This window comes from Bradyrhizobium sp. UNPF46 (assembly GCF_006658625.1).
GTDB lineage: Bacteria > Pseudomonadota > Alphaproteobacteria > Rhizobiales > Xanthobacteraceae > Bradyrhizobium > Bradyrhizobium nitroreducens.
The window spans coordinates 1-15805 of record NZ_LFJB01000009.1; the positions used below are offsets into that span (position 1 = coordinate 1).

Annotated in this window: 15 protein-coding genes; 10 read left to right on the forward strand and 5 right to left on the reverse strand. The window is 64.5% G+C overall.

Features of this window, described 5'->3' with window-relative positions:
• Positions 1–82: 82 nt before the first annotated feature.
• The 5 genes from UNPF46_RS04960 to UNPF46_RS04980 form a co-directional block, all read right to left on the reverse strand.
• Positions 83–955 carry an ABC transporter ATP-binding protein gene (locus UNPF46_RS04960; RefSeq protein ID WP_142249260.1) on the reverse strand — a complete coding sequence of 291 codons (873 nt, stop codon included), beginning with the start codon at positions 953–955 and terminating at the stop codon, positions 83–85.
• Positions 952–1863, reverse strand: coding sequence for an ABC transporter permease (locus tag UNPF46_RS04965; RefSeq protein WP_142249261.1), 912 nt, complete (start codon positions 1861–1863; stop codon positions 952–954). Before UNPF46_RS04965 ends, UNPF46_RS04960 begins: the two co-directional genes overlap by 4 nt.
• Positions 1860–3281: an ABC transporter substrate-binding protein gene (locus UNPF46_RS04970; protein WP_181769790.1), complete on the reverse strand. Its 1422-nt coding sequence runs from the start codon at positions 3279–3281 to the stop codon at positions 1860–1862. Before UNPF46_RS04970 ends, UNPF46_RS04965 begins: the two co-directional genes overlap by 4 nt.
• Before the next feature lie 181 nt (positions 3282–3462).
• Positions 3463–4239 (reverse strand): Crp/Fnr family transcriptional regulator, encoded by a 777-nt coding sequence (locus UNPF46_RS04975; RefSeq protein WP_142249263.1) that lies wholly within the window; start codon positions 4237–4239, stop codon positions 3463–3465.
• Positions 4240–4427: 188 nt separating this feature from the next.
• Positions 4428–4724, reverse strand: a complete 297-nt coding sequence (locus UNPF46_RS04980) for a gamma-butyrobetaine hydroxylase-like domain-containing protein (protein ID WP_181769804.1) — start codon at positions 4722–4724, stop codon at positions 4428–4430.
• 200 nt (positions 4725–4924) lie between these two features.
• Between UNPF46_RS04980 and UNPF46_RS04985 the strand changes: the two genes are divergently transcribed.
• The 10 genes from UNPF46_RS04985 (at position 4925) to UNPF46_RS05030 (ending at position 15804) form a co-directional block, all read left to right on the forward strand.
• Positions 4925–5698, forward strand: coding sequence for a ferredoxin--NADP reductase (locus UNPF46_RS04985; RefSeq protein ID WP_142249265.1), 774 nt, complete (start codon positions 4925–4927; stop codon positions 5696–5698).
• A gap of 102 nt (positions 5699–5800) precedes the next feature.
• The gene (locus tag UNPF46_RS04990; RefSeq protein WP_181769791.1) at positions 5801–7543 is read left to right on the forward strand and encodes a fumarate reductase/succinate dehydrogenase flavoprotein subunit; all 1743 of its coding nucleotides are present in this window, start codon (positions 5801–5803) and stop codon (positions 7541–7543) included.
• Between the two features lie 31 nt (positions 7544–7574).
• Positions 7575–7808 (forward strand): 4Fe-4S dicluster domain-containing protein, encoded by a 234-nt coding sequence (locus UNPF46_RS04995; RefSeq protein ID WP_007593252.1) that lies wholly within the window; start codon positions 7575–7577, stop codon positions 7806–7808.
• 2 nt (positions 7809–7810) lie between these two features.
• On the forward strand, positions 7811–8788 hold the full coding sequence (locus UNPF46_RS05000) for a HEAT repeat domain-containing protein (protein ID WP_174718801.1): 978 nt from the start codon (positions 7811–7813) through the stop codon (positions 8786–8788).
• A gap of 114 nt (positions 8789–8902) precedes the next feature.
• Positions 8903–10075, forward strand: a complete 1173-nt coding sequence (locus UNPF46_RS05005) for a fumarylacetoacetate hydrolase family protein (RefSeq protein ID WP_100175791.1) — start codon at positions 8903–8905, stop codon at positions 10073–10075.
• Positions 10076–10446: 371 nt separating this feature from the next.
• Positions 10447–11412, forward strand: coding sequence for a galactofuranose ABC transporter, galactofuranose-binding protein YtfQ (gene ytfQ / locus UNPF46_RS05010; RefSeq protein WP_142249267.1), 966 nt, complete (start codon positions 10447–10449; stop codon positions 11410–11412).
• 114 nt (positions 11413–11526) lie between these two features.
• Complete coding sequence (locus UNPF46_RS05015; RefSeq protein WP_142249268.1) at positions 11527–13071, forward strand: sugar ABC transporter ATP-binding protein; 1545 nt, start codon at positions 11527–11529, stop codon at positions 13069–13071.
• The gene (locus UNPF46_RS05020) at positions 13068–14060 is read left to right on the forward strand and encodes an ABC transporter permease (RefSeq protein WP_142249269.1); all 993 of its coding nucleotides are present in this window, start codon (positions 13068–13070) and stop codon (positions 14058–14060) included. The genes UNPF46_RS05015 and UNPF46_RS05020 overlap by 4 nt, the downstream gene beginning before the upstream one ends.
• Positions 14057–15037, forward strand: a complete 981-nt coding sequence (yjfF, locus tag UNPF46_RS05025) for a galactofuranose ABC transporter, permease protein YjfF (protein WP_100175600.1) — start codon at positions 14057–14059, stop codon at positions 15035–15037. The genes UNPF46_RS05020 and yjfF overlap by 4 nt, the downstream gene beginning before the upstream one ends.
• On the forward strand, positions 15034–15804 hold the full coding sequence (locus tag UNPF46_RS05030) for a FadR/GntR family transcriptional regulator (protein WP_100175599.1): 771 nt from the start codon (positions 15034–15036) through the stop codon (positions 15802–15804). Before yjfF ends, UNPF46_RS05030 begins: the two co-directional genes overlap by 4 nt.
• The last annotated feature ends 1 nt before the right edge of the window (position 15805 follow it).

Sequence of the window (15805 nt, forward strand, 5' to 3'; positions counted from 1 at the left end):
AAGTGGACACCGGTTCGCGTGAAGAAAACGCGTCAAAACAAGAATCTAGAGCTTCGGTTCTGATTCAATCAGAACCGAAGCTCTAGATCACATCCGCCAGCGAATGGCCGTGCAGCTCTATGTTCAGACCCTGCAGGCCCATGTCGCTGATCTCGCCGCCCATCGCTTTCAAACTCTCCTCGCGGATCAGGGACATCAGCCCGCGGCGGAGTGCCAGGAATTCCGACGACATCATCATCGACTGCTGCCGCGGCCGCTCCAGCGGGATTGGGATCTCAGCCTTGATCGAGCCGGGACGCGCGGTCATGCAATAGACGCGGTCGGAGAGGAAGATCGCCTCGTCGATGTCGTGGGTGACGAACAGCACCGAGATCTTCAGCCGCTGCCACATGTTGGTGAGGATCTGCTGCATGATGACGCGCGTCTGCGCGTCCAGCGCGCCGAACGGCTCGTCCAGCAGCAGCACCTTCGGCCCCGTGGCGAGCGCGCGGACGATGCCGACGCGCTGCTTCATGCCGCCGGAGAGCCTTTCCGGATAGTGCTTTTCGAAGGCCTCCAGACCTGCGAGCCCGAGCAGCGTGCGCGCGGCACGCTCGCGCTGGGAGCGCGGCATGCCGCGCATCTTCAGGCCGAACTCGACGTTCTCGCGCACCGTCTTCCAGGGAAACAGCGAATATTGCTGGAACACCATGCCGCGTTCGGCGCTGGGACCATTCACACGTTCGCCGTCGACGGTGACGATGCCGGTCGTGGGCTTGAGAAAGCCGGCGACCGCATTGAGCAGCGTCGACTTTCCGCAGCCGGACGGGCCCACGATCGAGACGAACTCGCCGGGCTTCACGTGGATCTGGGTGTCGGTGACGGCCTGCACCGCGCCCTCGATGGTCTCGTAGGCGAGGGAGAAGTTCTTGACCTCGATATGGCCTTTCGGCGTGTTGACCGAGACCTCGCTCATTTTGCGCTCCACGGCATCACCAAACGTCCCGCGCCCCTGATCAGGACGCTCGATCCGAGCCCGAGCACGCCGATCGCGATCATGCCGAGCGCGATGTCGGCATACTGGACCAGCGAATAGGCCTCCCAGGTGAAGTAGCCGATGCCGTACTGGCCTGAGATCATCTCGGCAGCGATCAGCGACACCCATGCGACGCCCATGCCGACCGTGAGCCCGGTGAAGATGTGCGGCAGCGAGGCCGGGAAGTACACCTCGCGGAAGATCGAGCGCTCGCGCGCGCCGAGACATTGCGCCGCCCGCACCAGCACGGGATCGACCAGCGACATTCCGTGCAGCGTGTTGACCAGGATCGGGAAGAACGAGCCCAGGAAGGTGATGAAGACGATGCTCTGCTCGTTGGTCGGCCACAGCATGATCGCCATCGGGACCCAGGCGATTGCCGGGATAGGCCGCAGCACTTCGGCCACGGGGAAGATGATCTCGTGCACCAGCTTGAAGCGTCCCATGATCAGGCCCAGCGGCACGCCGACGATGGCCGCGAGCGAGAAGCCGATGAAGATGCGCCGGCAGCTCAGCAGGATGTGCATCAGGAATTTGGGATCGTGGATCGCCTTGTTGAAGCTCGCATAGACCGCGAGCGGCGAGGGCACGTTGGTGAAGCGTACGAAGAACACCACGCGATAGGTGGTGAGCAGGTGCCAGACCAGCAGGAAGGCGAGCAGCGAGATCACGCCGATCGCGATGGCGCGCAGGCCGGCCCGGTTGAGCCGGTACCAGCGCAGCGCGAGTGTGCCGAAGGAAGGCGGCGCTGTGGGCGGGGTGACGACGGCGGGCGCGGAGCCCGCCTCTGCAAGTGCTGTTGCCGGCATGCTGTCCTCGGGATGTCTTGCGAGGGCGGGACTGCTCACGTCTTGCCTCCGCCGACGGCGGCCTTCACCGCGTCGTCGAAGCCGAGCACCTTGCCGCTGATCTTGGCTGCATAGGCTTCGGCGTCCTTCTTCAGCAGGAACGGCGCGACGTCGCCATTGCCGACCGCGAAGAAGGCCTGGTCGGCGAACAGCTTGATGCCGCGCGTGGTGTCGAAGACATAAGCGACGTTGATCTTCTTGCCCTTGGCCTTGTAGTCGGCATAGGCGCCGAGGGTGCAAGCCGCGGACGAGAAAGGCATGATGCCGGCATCATCGACCCAGACCTCGCCGGCCTTGCGGGGATCTGCGATCGGCTTCTTGCAGAAGGCGTCCTCGCCCGAGATCTCGTAGTTCTTGGTGCTCGCGAGCTGCGCGTCGTAGTCGAGCTTCATCTCGGCATAGGCCTTGCGGATGTAGCTGTCGTCGACCCATTTCTTCGGGTCGAATTCCTTCATGCGGCCGAGATTTTGCAGCACCTTGACGTCGGTCGTGGCCGCATCGATCAGCGCCGGCTTGACTGTCGGGTCAGTCGTCATGTTGCCGCTGGGCCCCAGGAAGATGTAGACGACTTCCTTGTTGATGCCGGTCCATTCCTGGATCTTTTCCGCGGCAAGCTTGGGGTCGTCGCGCAGCCACTGGTTGGCGGCGATCAGTGCCTTGAAATAGGCGACGACGACCTCCGGATATTTCTCTGCGAAATCGGTGCGGACGACGATGCCGTGGAAGGTCGGCAGATTGGTCTCGACGCCGTCGAAGATCTTTCGCGCGAAGCCGCGGAACGGCAGCAGCTCGGCGAAGGGGACGAAGTCGGCGTGCGCGTCGATCTTCTTCTCCTGGAGATTGGTCGAGCCGACCTCTGGGCTTTGACTGACCAGCTGGAAAAAATCCGACGCATAGCCGCGATCCTGCATCGCCTTCAGCACCATGCCGTGCGCGGCGGAGCCGAAGGGGACGCTGACGAGCTTGCCCTTGAGATCGGCGAGATCGTAATAGGGCGAATCCTTGTGGACGACGAGGCCGTTGCCCGAGCCGGAGAGGCTGTAGGCGGCGATGCCCATCAGCCGGCTCTTGCTCTCCGGATTGCTCTCGAAGGTGAAGCCGTTCACGATCAGCGGGTAGTCGCCCATCATGCCGATCTGCAGCTTGTTCGCCATCATCGCGTTGGTGACGGGCGGACCGGAGGTGAAGTTCTGCCACTCCAGCTCGAACTTGATGTTCGCGTATTTGCCGTCCTTCGGCAGATACTTCTCCAGGAGATGAAGCTGTCGGATCACGACGCCGGCGGTCACCGTGTTGGTCGTGGTGTCCTGCGTTCCGATGCCGAGCGTGACGGTTTCCGCCGAGGCCGGCTGCGTGACGAGGAGCGCCAGCGACGTTACCGACATCGCGATCGAGAGCGTGGGAAGATGGCGGACCATTCTCATCCTCATTCGGTTGGATGTGCTGTGGTCGCCATGATTGGGTGAGGGAGGGGACACGGCAAATCCGGAATGACGACGGCAGTCGATTAGTTGCCGGGAAAAGGTGATTGCATACTCCTTGAGCAGTCCTGCACTATAAAGCCGCTTGCCTGTGCATCGGCCTTGGCCGCAAATTCCTCTAATCGGATCCGTGGCCGCGCATCTCCTCCAGCACGTCGGTGCGGCAGACCACGATCTGCGAGCGCTTGGTCAAAACGATTCCCTTCTCCTGCATGCGCTTGAGGCTGATCGTGACCCATTGTCTGGTGGCGCCGACCATGTGGGCGATATCGGCATGGGTGAAAGCCGCGGCGATCACGGTGCCGTCGGCGTCGTCGACGCCGTAGAGTTCGACGAGATGCAGCAACAGGTGCGCAAGGCGCTGGGTGATCGAGCGCGTTCCCAGCATCTGCGCCAGCGCCGAATAGCATTTGCCCTTGAAGGTGAGGCCTTCGATGAGGCCGATCGCAAGGTTCGGGATCTCCGCGGCAAGGGACCGCAGCTCCTTGCCGGGCAGGTGCACCACGCTGCAATTGCTGGATGCGACGCCGGACCATTGATGCACGGTGCCTTCGAACACTTCGGGACCGCCGACGAAATTACCGACATGCCAATAGGCGAGCGTGATCTCGCGCCCGAGCGGCGAGGTGTAGAACACCCGGATGCGCCCGCTCTCGATCAACCAGATGCCGTCATGCTTCCCGCCCTGGCTGAACAGCGTCTGGCCGCGATTGAGCACCTTTCGCCGGCCCTGCTTCAGCACCAACTCCCGCTCGCGCGGCGAGAGCTTATCCATCAGCGGTGGTGGACCGCCGATCCATTGCTGGTTCTCGGTGAGCAGCAGCGAGGAGCTGCCCGCAGGCCGGACTGTCGCGGGAACGGCCCCGCGAACCACATTCGCCGCCTGCAACATCATCTGCCTCCGGAACGTTCAAACCGTTCTAAAGAGGAGCAATGTCCGTGCCAGATTTACTCCGTTGTCATCGCCTGCGAAGGCGGGCGATCAAGTATTCCAGAGACAGCAATGGGTTACGGAGAGGCCGCAGCGTACTGGATTCCCCGCCTTCGCGGGGAATCCAGTGGAGCAAGGGCAACGGTCGGGCCTTAGCGCCCCGCCAAACTCAGCAAATAGTTCTTCGGATAGATCCCCCTGTTATGTCCGTCCGAGAACGCGATGTTCAGCCCGTAGCCGAGATCGCCGATCTCGGTGATCGCAATCCCCGGAAATGTCTCCGGGAAGCGGCCGTCGAAGCGGGCGCGGGTGCAGTGAGCACATTTGCAGGAGAGGCGAAGTTTTTCGGCGGGCACGCTCAGCGCGTCGTCCTGCGCGGTGCGGACGAGCAACGTCGCGAGATCATCGCTCGCTTCGTACTCGGACACGGTCGGGGCCACCAGAGTCATGGTCATGAGGAACCTCCGACTCCTCTCTATGTCGGCGCAGGCGTGCGCGAATAGCAACTAATTGCCGGCGCGGGCCTGACCGCGTGCCTCGCCTTCGATCACCGCCCGCGAAATGTGAAACTAATCGACCGGGAATCTCACTTCCGAATTGCCGGAGTCCGCGCTCTCCGTGACCTTGGCCGCATCGACAAGGAGAGATGATGAGCGCATTTCAGAAGGAAACGGTTTTGTCGGTCCGGCACTGGACCGAATCCCTGTTCAGCTTCACCGCGACGCGCGATCCCGGCTTTCGTTTCCAGAACGGCCAGTTTGCCATGATCGGGCTGGAGGTCGAGGGTAAACCGTTGATGCGAGCCTACAGCATGGCCAGCGCCAATCACGAGGAGGCGCTCGAGTTCTTCTCGATCAAGGTGCAGGACGGTCCGCTGACCTCGCGCCTGCAGAAGATCAGGGAGGGCGACATCATCCTGGTCGGCCGCAAGGCCACGGGCACGCTGATCACCGGTAACCTCATTCCGGGAAAACGCCTGCTGCTGCTCTCGACCGGAACGGGCCTTGCTCCATTCGCCAGCCTGATCAAGGACCCCGACGTCTACGAGAATTACGAGACCATCGTGCTGGCTCATGGCTGCCGCCAGGTTTCGGAACTGGCCTATGGTGAGCACGTCGTCGAGGGCCTGCGCGATCACGAGTTCTTCGGCCCGCTGATCCGCGACAAGCTGGTCTACTACCCGACCGTCACTCGCGAGCCGTTCCGGAACCGGGGCCGCATCACCGACCTGATCGCTTCGAACCAGCTGTTCGACGACATCGGGCAACCCGGCCTCGATATCAGGAACGACCGCATCATGCTGTGCGGCAGCCCGGCAATGCTCGAGGAACTCCCCGCCATGTTCTCTGCACGCGGCTTTGTCGAGGGCAACCATAGCCAGCCTGGCCATTTCGTCATCGAAAAGGCCTTTGTCGAGCGCTGAGGCGCAAATCGCTGTCCGGCGACAACTAATTGCTATCGCCGCGGCGCCCCCTGAACAAGTCTGATGCAAAGGCGCCGAAGATCGGCGAACCAGGAGCAAGTGATGTCACTAGATCAGATCGTCGACGGACTTTCGGAGGTTTCCTGCGATGTGCTGGTGATCGGCGGCGGCACGGCCGGCCCGATGGCGGCGCTGAAAGCGAAGCTGAAGAACCCGAAGGCCAACGTCGTCCTGCTCGAAAAGGCCAACGTCAAGCGCTCCGGCGCGATTTCGATGGGCATGGACGGCTTGAACAACGCCGTCATCCCCGGCTATGCGACGCCGGAGCAGTACACCAAGGAAATCACCATCGCCAACGACGGCATCGTCGACCAGAAGGCGGTCTATAAATACGCGCAGAACTGCTACAAGATCATCGAGGAGCTCGACAGCTTCGGCATCCGCTTCCTGAAGAACGAGAACGGCGACTACGCCGTCAAGAAGGTGCACCACATCGGCACGTACGTGCTGCCGATGCCGAATGGCGAAACCGTGAAGAAGGCGCTCTATCGCCAGCTTCGCCGCGCCCGCATCCTGATCTCGAACCGCTACATGGCGACGCGGCTCTTGAAGTCCGCCGACGGCCGTATCGCCGGGGCAGTGTCGGTCAACACCCGCACGGCCGAGATGCTGGTGATCAAGGCCAAGGCCGTGATCCTCTGCATGGGTGCCGCCGGTCGCCTCGGCCTGCCGACCTCCGGCTACATGTTCGGCACCTACGAGAACGCCGCCAATTCCGGCGACGGCTACGCCATGGCCTATCACGCCGGTGCCGCGCTCGCGAACCTCGAATGCTTCCAGATCAACCCGTTGATCAAGGACTACAACGGCCCGGCCTGTGCCTATGTCGCCGGTCCCTTCGGCGCCTACACCGCCAACAACGAGGGCTCGCGCTTCATCGAATGCGACTACTGGTCCGGCCAGATGATGCTGGAGTTCTACAACGAGTTGCTGTCGGGCAAGGGCCCTGTGTTCCTTCAGCTCAAGCACCTCCACCCCGACACCATCTCGGAGATCGAGTCCACGCTGCACAAGGTCGAGCGACCGACGCGCGGCCTGTTCCAGCAGGGTCGCGGCGTCGACTACCGCAGCGAGTCCATCGAGATGCACATTTCCGAGATCGGCTTCTGCTCCGGCCACAGCGCCTCCGGCGTGTTCGTCGACGACAACGCCCGTACCACCGTGCCCGGCCTCTACGCTGCCGGCGACATGGCGAGTGTGCCGCACAATTACATGCTCGGCGCCTTCACCAACGGCGCGGTCGCCGGCATCGACGCGATGGAGTTCGCCGACAGCCATGATTTTGCCGAGTTCGACGCCGCCGATGTCGCGATGGAGCGCGACCGCGTGATGGCGCCGACCAAGCGCGAGGATGGCATTCCGCCGAACCAGATCGAGTACAAGACCCGCCGCCTCGTCAACGACTATCTGCAGCCGCCGAAGGTCACGCGCAAATACGAGCTCGGCATGCGTCGTCTCGCCGAAGCGCGCGAGGACATGCAGGAGCGCATGATCGCACGCAACGCGCACGAGCTGCTCCGCGCCCTCGAAGTGCAGTCGATCATGGATTGCGCCGACATGGCCGCGCACGCCTCGCTCTATCGCGAGGAGAGCCGTTGGGGTCTCTATCACTGGCGCACCGACTTCCCGGAGAAGGACAACGAGAATTGGTTCTGCCACACGCTGCTGTCGAAGCAGAACGGCAAGATGACCAGCGAGAAGCGCGCCGTCGAGCCTTACGTCGTGCCGATCGCCGACGACGAGAAGGACCTCTACGACAAGCAGCGCATCCGCGCGACCGCCTGACCCACCGCAACAGAACAACAGGAGACAGCAAATGCCTCTCGCTTCATACCAGACGTCGGTTCCGGTGGTGGTCGACGACGCCAAATGCATCGCCGACAAGGGCTGCACCGTCTGCGTCGACGTCTGTCCGCTCGACGTCCTGCGCATCAGCGACATGACCAACAAGGCCTACATGGCCTATGACGAGTGCTGGTACTGCATGCCCTGCGAAGCCGATTGCCCGACCGGCGCCGTCACCGTCAACATTCCCTATCTGTTGAGGTGAGCATGTCGAGCCCGTTCGAATCCTACGACGATCTCGACGACGCCGACGAGCGTCTTCAGGCCGCCGATCCTGCGGAGCGCCGCGTCGCCATCATTGCGCTCGGTCATTCCGGCGACCCGGCGGCGGTCGCGCACCTCGCCAATATGGTCGCCGATCCCGATGCCGGCGTGCGCCAGCAAGTCGCGATGGCGCTCGGCGAGTTCGACGGGCCGGAGGCCGCGAGCGCGCTGGTGAAGCTGCTGGTCGATCCCGAGAGGATCGTCGCAGCGGCGGCGGCCGACAGCATGGCCGAGTTCAAGGATCCCGCCTGTGCTGAGATCATCCTGCCGCTGGTGAGGCATGCCCACGCTTTCGTTCGCATGGGCGCGCTGCGGGCACTGAAGGAGCTGCGCTGCAAGGACACGCTGAAGCCGGCGCTGGAAGCGCTGCAGGACTCGGACGCCGCCGTGCGCGTGCAGGCGATCGGCGTGATCGGCTTCCTCAAGCTGGAGGAATCCATCCCCGCGCTGACTGCGCTGATCAACGACCCCGACGCGCACGTCCGCCGCGCCGCCGTTAGCGCGCTGGCCTTCTCGCAGCTGAAGCCGGCGGCCGAAACGATCACGCGAGCATTGAAGGATGCCGACTGGATGGTCCGCGAGATGGCGGCGGAAACGCTCGGACTCAACGTCAATGGTTCGCTGGCCGCCGACCCACTGGTCACGTGTCTCGCGGACGAGTTCTGGCAGGTGCGACTGAAGGCGATCCGAAGCCTCGGCCGGATGAAGATCGAGCGCGCGGTGCGCCCGATCGGCAATTGTGTCAATCATGATCAGGCGAACCTGCGGAAGGAGGCCGCTGCGGCACTCGGCGAGATCGCCCATCCCGATGGCGAGGCGTTCCTGGCCGTCATTGCCGATGATCCTGATCCCGATGTGCGCAAGAATGCGCGTTGGGCGCTGCAGCAGATCGCGGCGCGAAAGGCGCGGGCAGGGGCATAGCAGCGGGGCATCCTGCCGCTCTGGACTTCCCCCGCCAGACGTTTATTGGTCTTCGCCAATGGGATCGGTCGCCTATGAACGCGGCCGGTCCTCAAAAGCAGCGAGGACGCGACCATGACGACTTTGACGGTGAAGGACCTTCTCCCCGAGGATGGAACGAAGGGGACCCTGGTCGGACGCGTCTGGCTGCCGCAGGTCAATGGTCCGGCCGTGGTCGCCGTGCGCGGTGATGGCGTGTTTGACGTCACGGCGCAGTTTCCGACCGTCAGCGCGCTGTGCGAGGAAGACAATCCGGCCAAGGCGCTGGCCGCGACCGCGGGCGAGCGCATCGGCGATCTCGAAGCGATCGTGGCCAACACCGCTCCCGACGGACGCGACCCCAAGAAGCCGTGGCTGCTTGCACCGGTCGATCTCCAGACCCTGAAGGCCGCCGGCGTCACCTTTGCGATCTCGATGCTGGAGCGCGTGATCGAGGAGCGCGCCAAAGGCAATCCGGCCTCCGCCGAAGCGATCCGGAAAGAAGTGACGCGGCTGATCGGCGACGATCTGTCAAAGCTCAAGCCGGGCTCGGACCAGGCCATGCATCTGAAGCAGGTGCTGATCGACCAGAACGCCTGGAGTCAGTATCTCGAAGTCGGCATCGGCCCCGATGCCGAGGTCTTCACCAAGGCGCCGACCATGTCGTCGGTCGGCACCGGCATGGATGCGGGCCTGCATCCGAAATCGACCTGGAACAACCCGGAGCCGGAGCTGGTGCTGTTCGTCTCCAGCCGCGGCAGGATCGTCGGCGGCGCGCTCGGCAACGACGTGAATCTGCGCGACTTCGAGGGCCGCTCGGCGCTGCTGCTGTCGAAGGCCAAGGACAACAACGCGTCCTGCGCGATCGGCCCGTTGCTGCGTCTGTTCGACGACACCTTCACGCTCGACGATGCGCGCAGGCTGGACATCAGCCTGAACGTAAAGGGCACCGACGGCTTTGTCCTCGACGGCCATTCCTCGATCAGCAAGATCAGCCGCGATCCGACCGATCTCGTCGCGCAGACCATCGGCAAGATCCATCAATACCCCGACGGTTTTGTCCTCTTCCTCGGCACCATGTTCGCACCCGTCAAGGATCGCGATGCTCCAGGGCAGGGCTTCACCCACAAGCGCGACGACATCGTCACGATCGCAGCGCCGCAACTCGGCAAGCTCGTCAACCGCATGCGCACCAGCGACGAGTGCGAGCCCTGGACCTTCGGCATCGGCGCGCTGATGAAGAATTTGGCGCAGCGGAAGCTGATCTAGCGCCGCTCCGTTTTCAGCTCACACAAGCGAGTTGGCAGGAAGTCTCATGCCCGGGCTTGTCCCGGGCATCCACGTTCTTCGTGCTGTATGAGTGGATGGCCGGGACAAGCCCGGCCATGACGGAGTGTGGTGCCCCGCCGACCCGCACAATTTCCTTCATCTTATCGTTGCGTCACCGGAACAAAATCGCGCCGAGCGTGTCATCAAGCCGCCCGCCGCCGCTCGCGCGCGTTTTCCTCCAAATAGTCAAATAATATGACTAGTCGGAACCAACCTCCTGTGAAATAGTGCCTCCCGCCGCCTCAAGGGCCGGCCTGAGGGTGCCATGCTACCAATCGGCGCCCCGGATAACATCTTGGGAGACACGCCTGATGACCCTCAAAGCCCTCTTTGCGGCCAGCGCCACGGCCGCGTTGCTGCTCGCGCTGCCGGCCCATGCCGGCCAGCTCACCATCGGCTTCTCGCAGATCGGATCGGAGTCCGGCTGGCGCGCGGCCGAGACTTCGGTCTCCAAGCAGGAAGCCACCAAGCGCCAGGTCAATCTCAAGATCGCCGACGCGCAGCAGAAGCAGGAGAACCAGATCAAGGCGATCCGCTCCTTCATCGCGCAGAACGTCGATGCGATTTTCCTTGCGCCCGTCGTCTCGACCGGCTGGGACTCGGTGCTGAAGGAAGCCAAGGAGGCCAAGATCCCGGTCGTGCTGCTCGACCGTGACATCGATCCCTCCGGCAAGGAGCTCTATCTCACCGCCGTGACCTCCGACAGCGTGCATGAAGGCGAGGTGGCCGGCGACTGGCTCGCCAAGACCGTCGGCACCAAGCCCTGCAACATCGTCGAGCTGCAAGGCACGGTGGGCGCCAGCGTCGCCACCAACCGCAAGAAGGGATTCGACACCGCCGTTGCGAAGCACGCCAACCTGAGGGTGGTGCGCAGCCAGACCGGCGACTTCACCCGCGCCAAGGGCAAGGAGGTGATGGAGAGCTTCATCAAGGCCGAAGGCGGCGGCAAGAACATCTGCGCGGTCTACGCGCACAATGACGACATGATGGTCGGCGCGATCCAGGCGATGAAGGAAGCCGGCCTCAAGCCCGGCAAGGATATTCTCACCGTCTCGATCGACGCGGTGCCTGATATCTTCAAGGCGATGGTCGCCGGTGAAGCCAATGCGACGGTCGAGCTGACGCCGAACATGGCCGGCCCCGCGCTCGATGCCGTCGCGGCCTTCAAGGACAAGGGCACGGTTCCGCCGAAATGGATCCAGACCGAGTCGAAGCTCTATACGGCCGCGGACGATCCGCAGAAGATCTACGACAGCAAGAAGGGCCTCGGTTACTGAGCCGGGGCTTCGCCGGACCGCAGCCTGCGGTCCGGCACCCCCTTCGAAACCGCCGCGCGAACGCATAGGCTGGGTGTCCGCCTCAATGCGGGTCCCCGTGGGAGTGACTTCGCCATGCAGAACAGCCTTGATCCTGCTGCCCCCCTGTTGGAGGTGCGCGGGATCAGCAAGAGCTTCGGCGCCGTGCACGCGCTGCGGGAGGTCGACTTCACGCTGCGCGCCGGCGAGATCCACGCGCTGCTCGGCGAGAACGGCGCCGGCAAGTCCACGCTGATCAAGGTCGTCACCGGCGTTTTCCCGCGCGACACCGGCATCGTCAGGATCGGCAGCGAAGAGATCGCGCCGCGCTCGGCCAAGGCTGCGCTGGCAGCGGGCATCGCCACCGTCTATCAAGAGGTCAATCTGCTGCCGAACCTCTCGGTGGCGCAGAACCTGTTTCTCGACCGCCAGCCGATGCGCTTCGGCATCGTGCGCGAAGGCGAGATGCGTCGCCGCGCCAAGGCCCTGCTTGCGGATTTCGGCCTCGACATCGACGTCGCCACACCGCTCGGCAACTATTCCGTCGCCATTCAGCACGTCACGGCGATCGCCCGCGCGGTGGATCTCTCCGCTCGCGTGCTGATCCTGGACGAGCCGACCGCGAGCCTCGACCGCCACGAGGTCGAGATTCTCTTTCGCATCATGCGGCAGCTCGCCAAGCGCGGCATCGGCATCGTGTTCGTCAGCCATTTCCTCGACCAGGTCTACGAGATCTCCGACCGCATCACGGTGCTGCGCAACGGCGGCCTGGTGGGCGAGCGCGAGACCGCCTCGCTGCCCCGGCTCGAGCTGATCAGGATGATGCTCGGCCGCGAACTGGCCGAGACCACCTGTGCACGGGCATCAGCGGGCGAGCATCAGGCCCGCGAGGTCTGTGCCAGCTTCGAGAATTTCGGCAAGGCCGGCTATGTCGCGCCGTTCAATCTCGAGCTGCGTCATGGCGAGGTCGTCGGTCTCGCCGGTCTGCTCGGCTCGGGCCGCACCGAGACGGCGCGGCTGGTATTCGGCGCCGAGCGCGCCGATTGCGGACAGGCGAGGGTGGAGGGCGCGCCCGTGTGGCTCCATTCGCCGCGCGACGGCGTCCGCCACGGCTTCGGCTACTGCCCGGAGGAGCGCAAGACCGAGGGCATCGTCGCCGAGCTCAGCGTGCGCGAGAACATCGTGCTGGCGCTCCAGGCCAAGCGCGGCCTGCATCGGCCGCTGTCGCGCCGCGAGCAGGACGAGATCGCGCGCCGCTACGTCAAGATGCTCGACATCCGTCCGGCCGATCCCGAGCGTTCCGTCGGTCTGCTCTCCGGTGGCAATCAGCAGAAAGTGCTGCTGGCGCGCTGGCTCGCGACCGCGCCGCGGCTCCTCGTGCTGGACGAGCCGACCCGCGGCATCGACGTCGGCGCTCACGCCGAGATCATCCGCCTGATCCGCGAGCTCTGTGACGACGGGCTCGCGCTGCTCGTGATCTCCTCGGAGCTCGACGAGATCGTGACCTATTCGGATCGGGTCGTAGTCTTGCGCGATCGCGCCCATATCGAGGAACTCGCGGGCGAGGCGATCGACGTCGGCAGCATCTTGGCGGCCATTGCCGCCGACAGCGTCGCTGTTGCGCTTGAGGCTCACACATGACAGCGCTGTTGCCGCGCCGCGGCTTTGCCCAGATCCTGGCGCTGATCGTCATTCTCGCGGTCGATCGCGTGGTGTCGCCGCAATTCTTCGATCTGCGCCTTCAGGACGGCCGGCTGTTCGGCAGCCTGATCGACGTGCTCAACCGCGGCACGCCGGTGGCGCTGCTCTCGCTCGGCATGGTGCTGGTGATCGCGACGCGCGGCATCGATCTCTCGGTCGGCGCCGTCATGGCCATCTGCGGCGCGATCGCGGCGAGCCTTGCCGACAGCCACAGCCTTCCGGTCGTGCTGGCCGCCGCGCTTGGGGCGGGCCTTGTCTGCGGCCTCTGGAACGGATTTCTCGTCGCCGTGCTCGGCATGCAGCCGATCGTGGCGACGCTGATCCTGATGGTCGCGGGACGAGGGATCGCCCAGCTCATCACCGAGGGGCGCATTGTCACCTTCTCTTCGCCGGATCTGGTCTGGCTCGGCAATGGCTCGGTGCTCGGCCTGCCGGTGCCGGTCGTGATTGCCATGGGCATGCTCATTCTCACCGGAGCAGTGGTGCGCGGCTCCGCGCTCGGGCTCCTGATCGAGGCGACCGGCGGCAATGCGCGCGCCAGTGAGCTTGCCGGCGTCGGCACCCGCGCGATGATCATAGCCGTCTACGTCTGGTGCGGCATCTGTGCCGCGCTTGCCGGCGTGATTGCCGCGGCCGACATCATGGGCGCGGATGCCAACAATGCCGGCCTCTGGCTCGAGCTCGATGCGATCCTCGCCGTGGTGATCGGCGGCACCTCGCTGTTTGGCGGCCGCTTCAGCCTCGTGCTCGCGGTGCTCGGCGCGCTGATCATCCAGACCATGAACACCGGCATTCTGCTATCGGGCTATCCGCCGGAGTTCAATTTGCTGGTCAAGGCGGTGGTGGTGCTCGCAGTGCTGCTGTTGCAGTCGCCGAAGCTGTCCGGCTTCGCGGGGATCGCCACGCGGCTGAAGAGGACGAAAGCATGAGAGGTCTGCCGCCCGTCCTCATCACGGCAATCGTGCTCGTGGCAGGCTTTGCGGCCTGCGCGATGCAATTCCCCAACATTGCCTCGACCCGCGTGGTCGGCAACCTCCTCACCGACAACGCCTTCCTCGGCATCGTCGCAACCGGAATGACGTTCGTCATCATCTCCGGCGGCATCGATCTCTCCGTCGGCTCGGTGATCGGCTTCACCACCGTCTTCGTCGCACTCGCGATCGAACGCTGGGGCGTGCCGCCGCTGGTCGCCTTCGTCGCCATCCTCGTGCTCTCGGCGGCCTTTGGCGCGGCGATGGGCGCGGTGATCCATGTCTTCGATCTGCCGCCGTTCATCGTGACGCTGGCCGGTATGTTCCTGGCGCGCGGCGCGAGCTTTCTGCTGTCCACCGAATCGGTGCCGATCACGGCGCCGGTCTATTCGACGGTCTCCGACTTCGCACTGCGGATGCCCGGCGGCGGGCGGTTGACCGCGATTGCCATCATCATGCTGGTGATCGTCATTGGCGGCGCCTTGCTGCTGCATCTCACGAGGTTTGGCGCCAATGTCTACGCGCTCGGGGGCAGCCGTGCGACCGCGAGCCTGATGGGCGTTGCGGTCGGCAAGATGACGGTGAAGATCTACATGCTGTCGAGCCTGCTTGCCGGTATCGCCGGCATCGTCTTCTCCTTCTACACCAGTGCCGGCTATTCGCTCTCCGCCGTCGGCGTCGAGCTCGACACGATCGCGGCCGTCGTGATCGGCGGCACGCTGCTCACGGGCGGGCAGGGCTCGGTGATCGGCACCTTCCTCGGCGTGCTGATCCAGGGCATGATCCAGACCTACATCAATTTCGACGGGACATTGTCGAGCTGGTGGACCAAGATCGCGACCGGCGTCCTGCTGTTCGCCTTCATCGCCTTGCAGCAGGGGCTGGTCGCACTGGCGCGGCGGCCGGCGGCGAAAAATGCGGGAGCCGCCATATGACCTCGCGCATCGTCGTCATTCCGACGCGGCGGGCTCACTCCAACCACGCGGAGGTCGCCCGCTCGATCGGCGTCGACATCATCGCCGGCCGCTACGCGGAAGGCACGCGCCTGCCGGGCGATGCCGAGATGATCGCGATGTTCGGCGTGTCGCGGCCGGTGCTGCGGGAGAGCGTCAAGACGCTGGTCGCCAAGGGGCTGCTCACGACCAAGGCGCGCGTCGGCACCGTCGTGCGCGAGCGCGCGGCCTGGAACATGTTCGACGCCGACGTGCTGGCCTGGCACCTCGATGCCGGCATCGACAAGCGCTTCCTCAACGACCTCGCCGAGATTCGTCTCGCGGTCGAGCCGCGTGCGGCCGCGCTCGCGGCGAAGCAGCGGTCGGAAGAGGATCTCGCCGAACTTCGGCGCAGCATGGAGCGCATGCGGTTCGAAGCGTCGGATTCCGTCTGCTTTGCCGATGCCGACCTCGCGCTTCACGTCGCCGTGGCGCGCGCCTCGGGTAACCTCTTCATGCGCTCGATCGGCCATGTCATCGAGGCCGCTCTGCGCGCCTCGTTCCTGCTCAGCGCCCCCGTGGAGCCCGAGGACCGCGACACCGTGTTGCTCTGGCACCAGAGGATCGTCGATGCCATCGCGGCGGGCGATGCGGAGGCCGCATCGGAAGCCATGGTCTTCGTCATTCACAACGGCATGCACCGCCATGAAGGCACCGTGATCGAGGCCGCCTCGGCTGAGGCGCTGCCACCTGCGGACTCTGGAGATTGAT

Excerpts from the sequence above, each read along its gene's own strand:
- UNPF46_RS05030 (WP_100175599.1), top strand. The coding sequence starts at position 15,034 with ATGACCTCGCGCATCGTCGTCATTCCGACGCGGCGGGCTCACTCCAAC.
- UNPF46_RS04975 (WP_142249263.1), bottom strand. The coding sequence starts at position 4,239 with ATGATGTTGCAGGCGGCGAATGTGGTTCGCGGGGCCGTTCCCGCGACA.
- UNPF46_RS05015 (WP_142249268.1), top strand. The coding sequence starts at position 11,527 with ATGCAGAACAGCCTTGATCCTGCTGCCCCCCTGTTGGAGGTGCGCGGG.
- UNPF46_RS05005 (WP_100175791.1), top strand. The coding sequence starts at position 8,903 with ATGACGACTTTGACGGTGAAGGACCTTCTCCCCGAGGATGGAACGAAG.
- UNPF46_RS04960 (WP_142249260.1), bottom strand. The coding sequence starts at position 955 with ATGAGCGAGGTCTCGGTCAACACGCCGAAAGGCCATATCGAGGTCAAG.
- UNPF46_RS05000 (WP_174718801.1), top strand. The coding sequence starts at position 7,811 with ATGTCGAGCCCGTTCGAATCCTACGACGATCTCGACGACGCCGACGAG.
- ytfQ (WP_142249267.1), top strand. The coding sequence starts at position 10,447 with ATGACCCTCAAAGCCCTCTTTGCGGCCAGCGCCACGGCCGCGTTGCTG.
- UNPF46_RS04985 (WP_142249265.1), top strand. The coding sequence starts at position 4,925 with ATGAGCGCATTTCAGAAGGAAACGGTTTTGTCGGTCCGGCACTGGACC.
- yjfF (WP_100175600.1), top strand. The coding sequence starts at position 14,057 with ATGAGAGGTCTGCCGCCCGTCCTCATCACGGCAATCGTGCTCGTGGCA.
- UNPF46_RS05020 (WP_142249269.1), top strand. The coding sequence starts at position 13,068 with ATGACAGCGCTGTTGCCGCGCCGCGGCTTTGCCCAGATCCTGGCGCTG.
- UNPF46_RS04995 (WP_007593252.1), top strand. The coding sequence starts at position 7,575 with ATGCCTCTCGCTTCATACCAGACGTCGGTTCCGGTGGTGGTCGACGAC.
- UNPF46_RS04980 (WP_181769804.1), bottom strand. The coding sequence starts at position 4,724 with ATGACTCTGGTGGCCCCGACCGTGTCCGAGTACGAAGCGAGCGATGAT.
- UNPF46_RS04970 (WP_181769790.1), bottom strand. The coding sequence starts at position 3,281 with ATGGTCCGCCATCTTCCCACGCTCTCGATCGCGATGTCGGTAACGTCG.
- UNPF46_RS04990 (WP_181769791.1), top strand. The coding sequence starts at position 5,801 with ATGTCACTAGATCAGATCGTCGACGGACTTTCGGAGGTTTCCTGCGAT.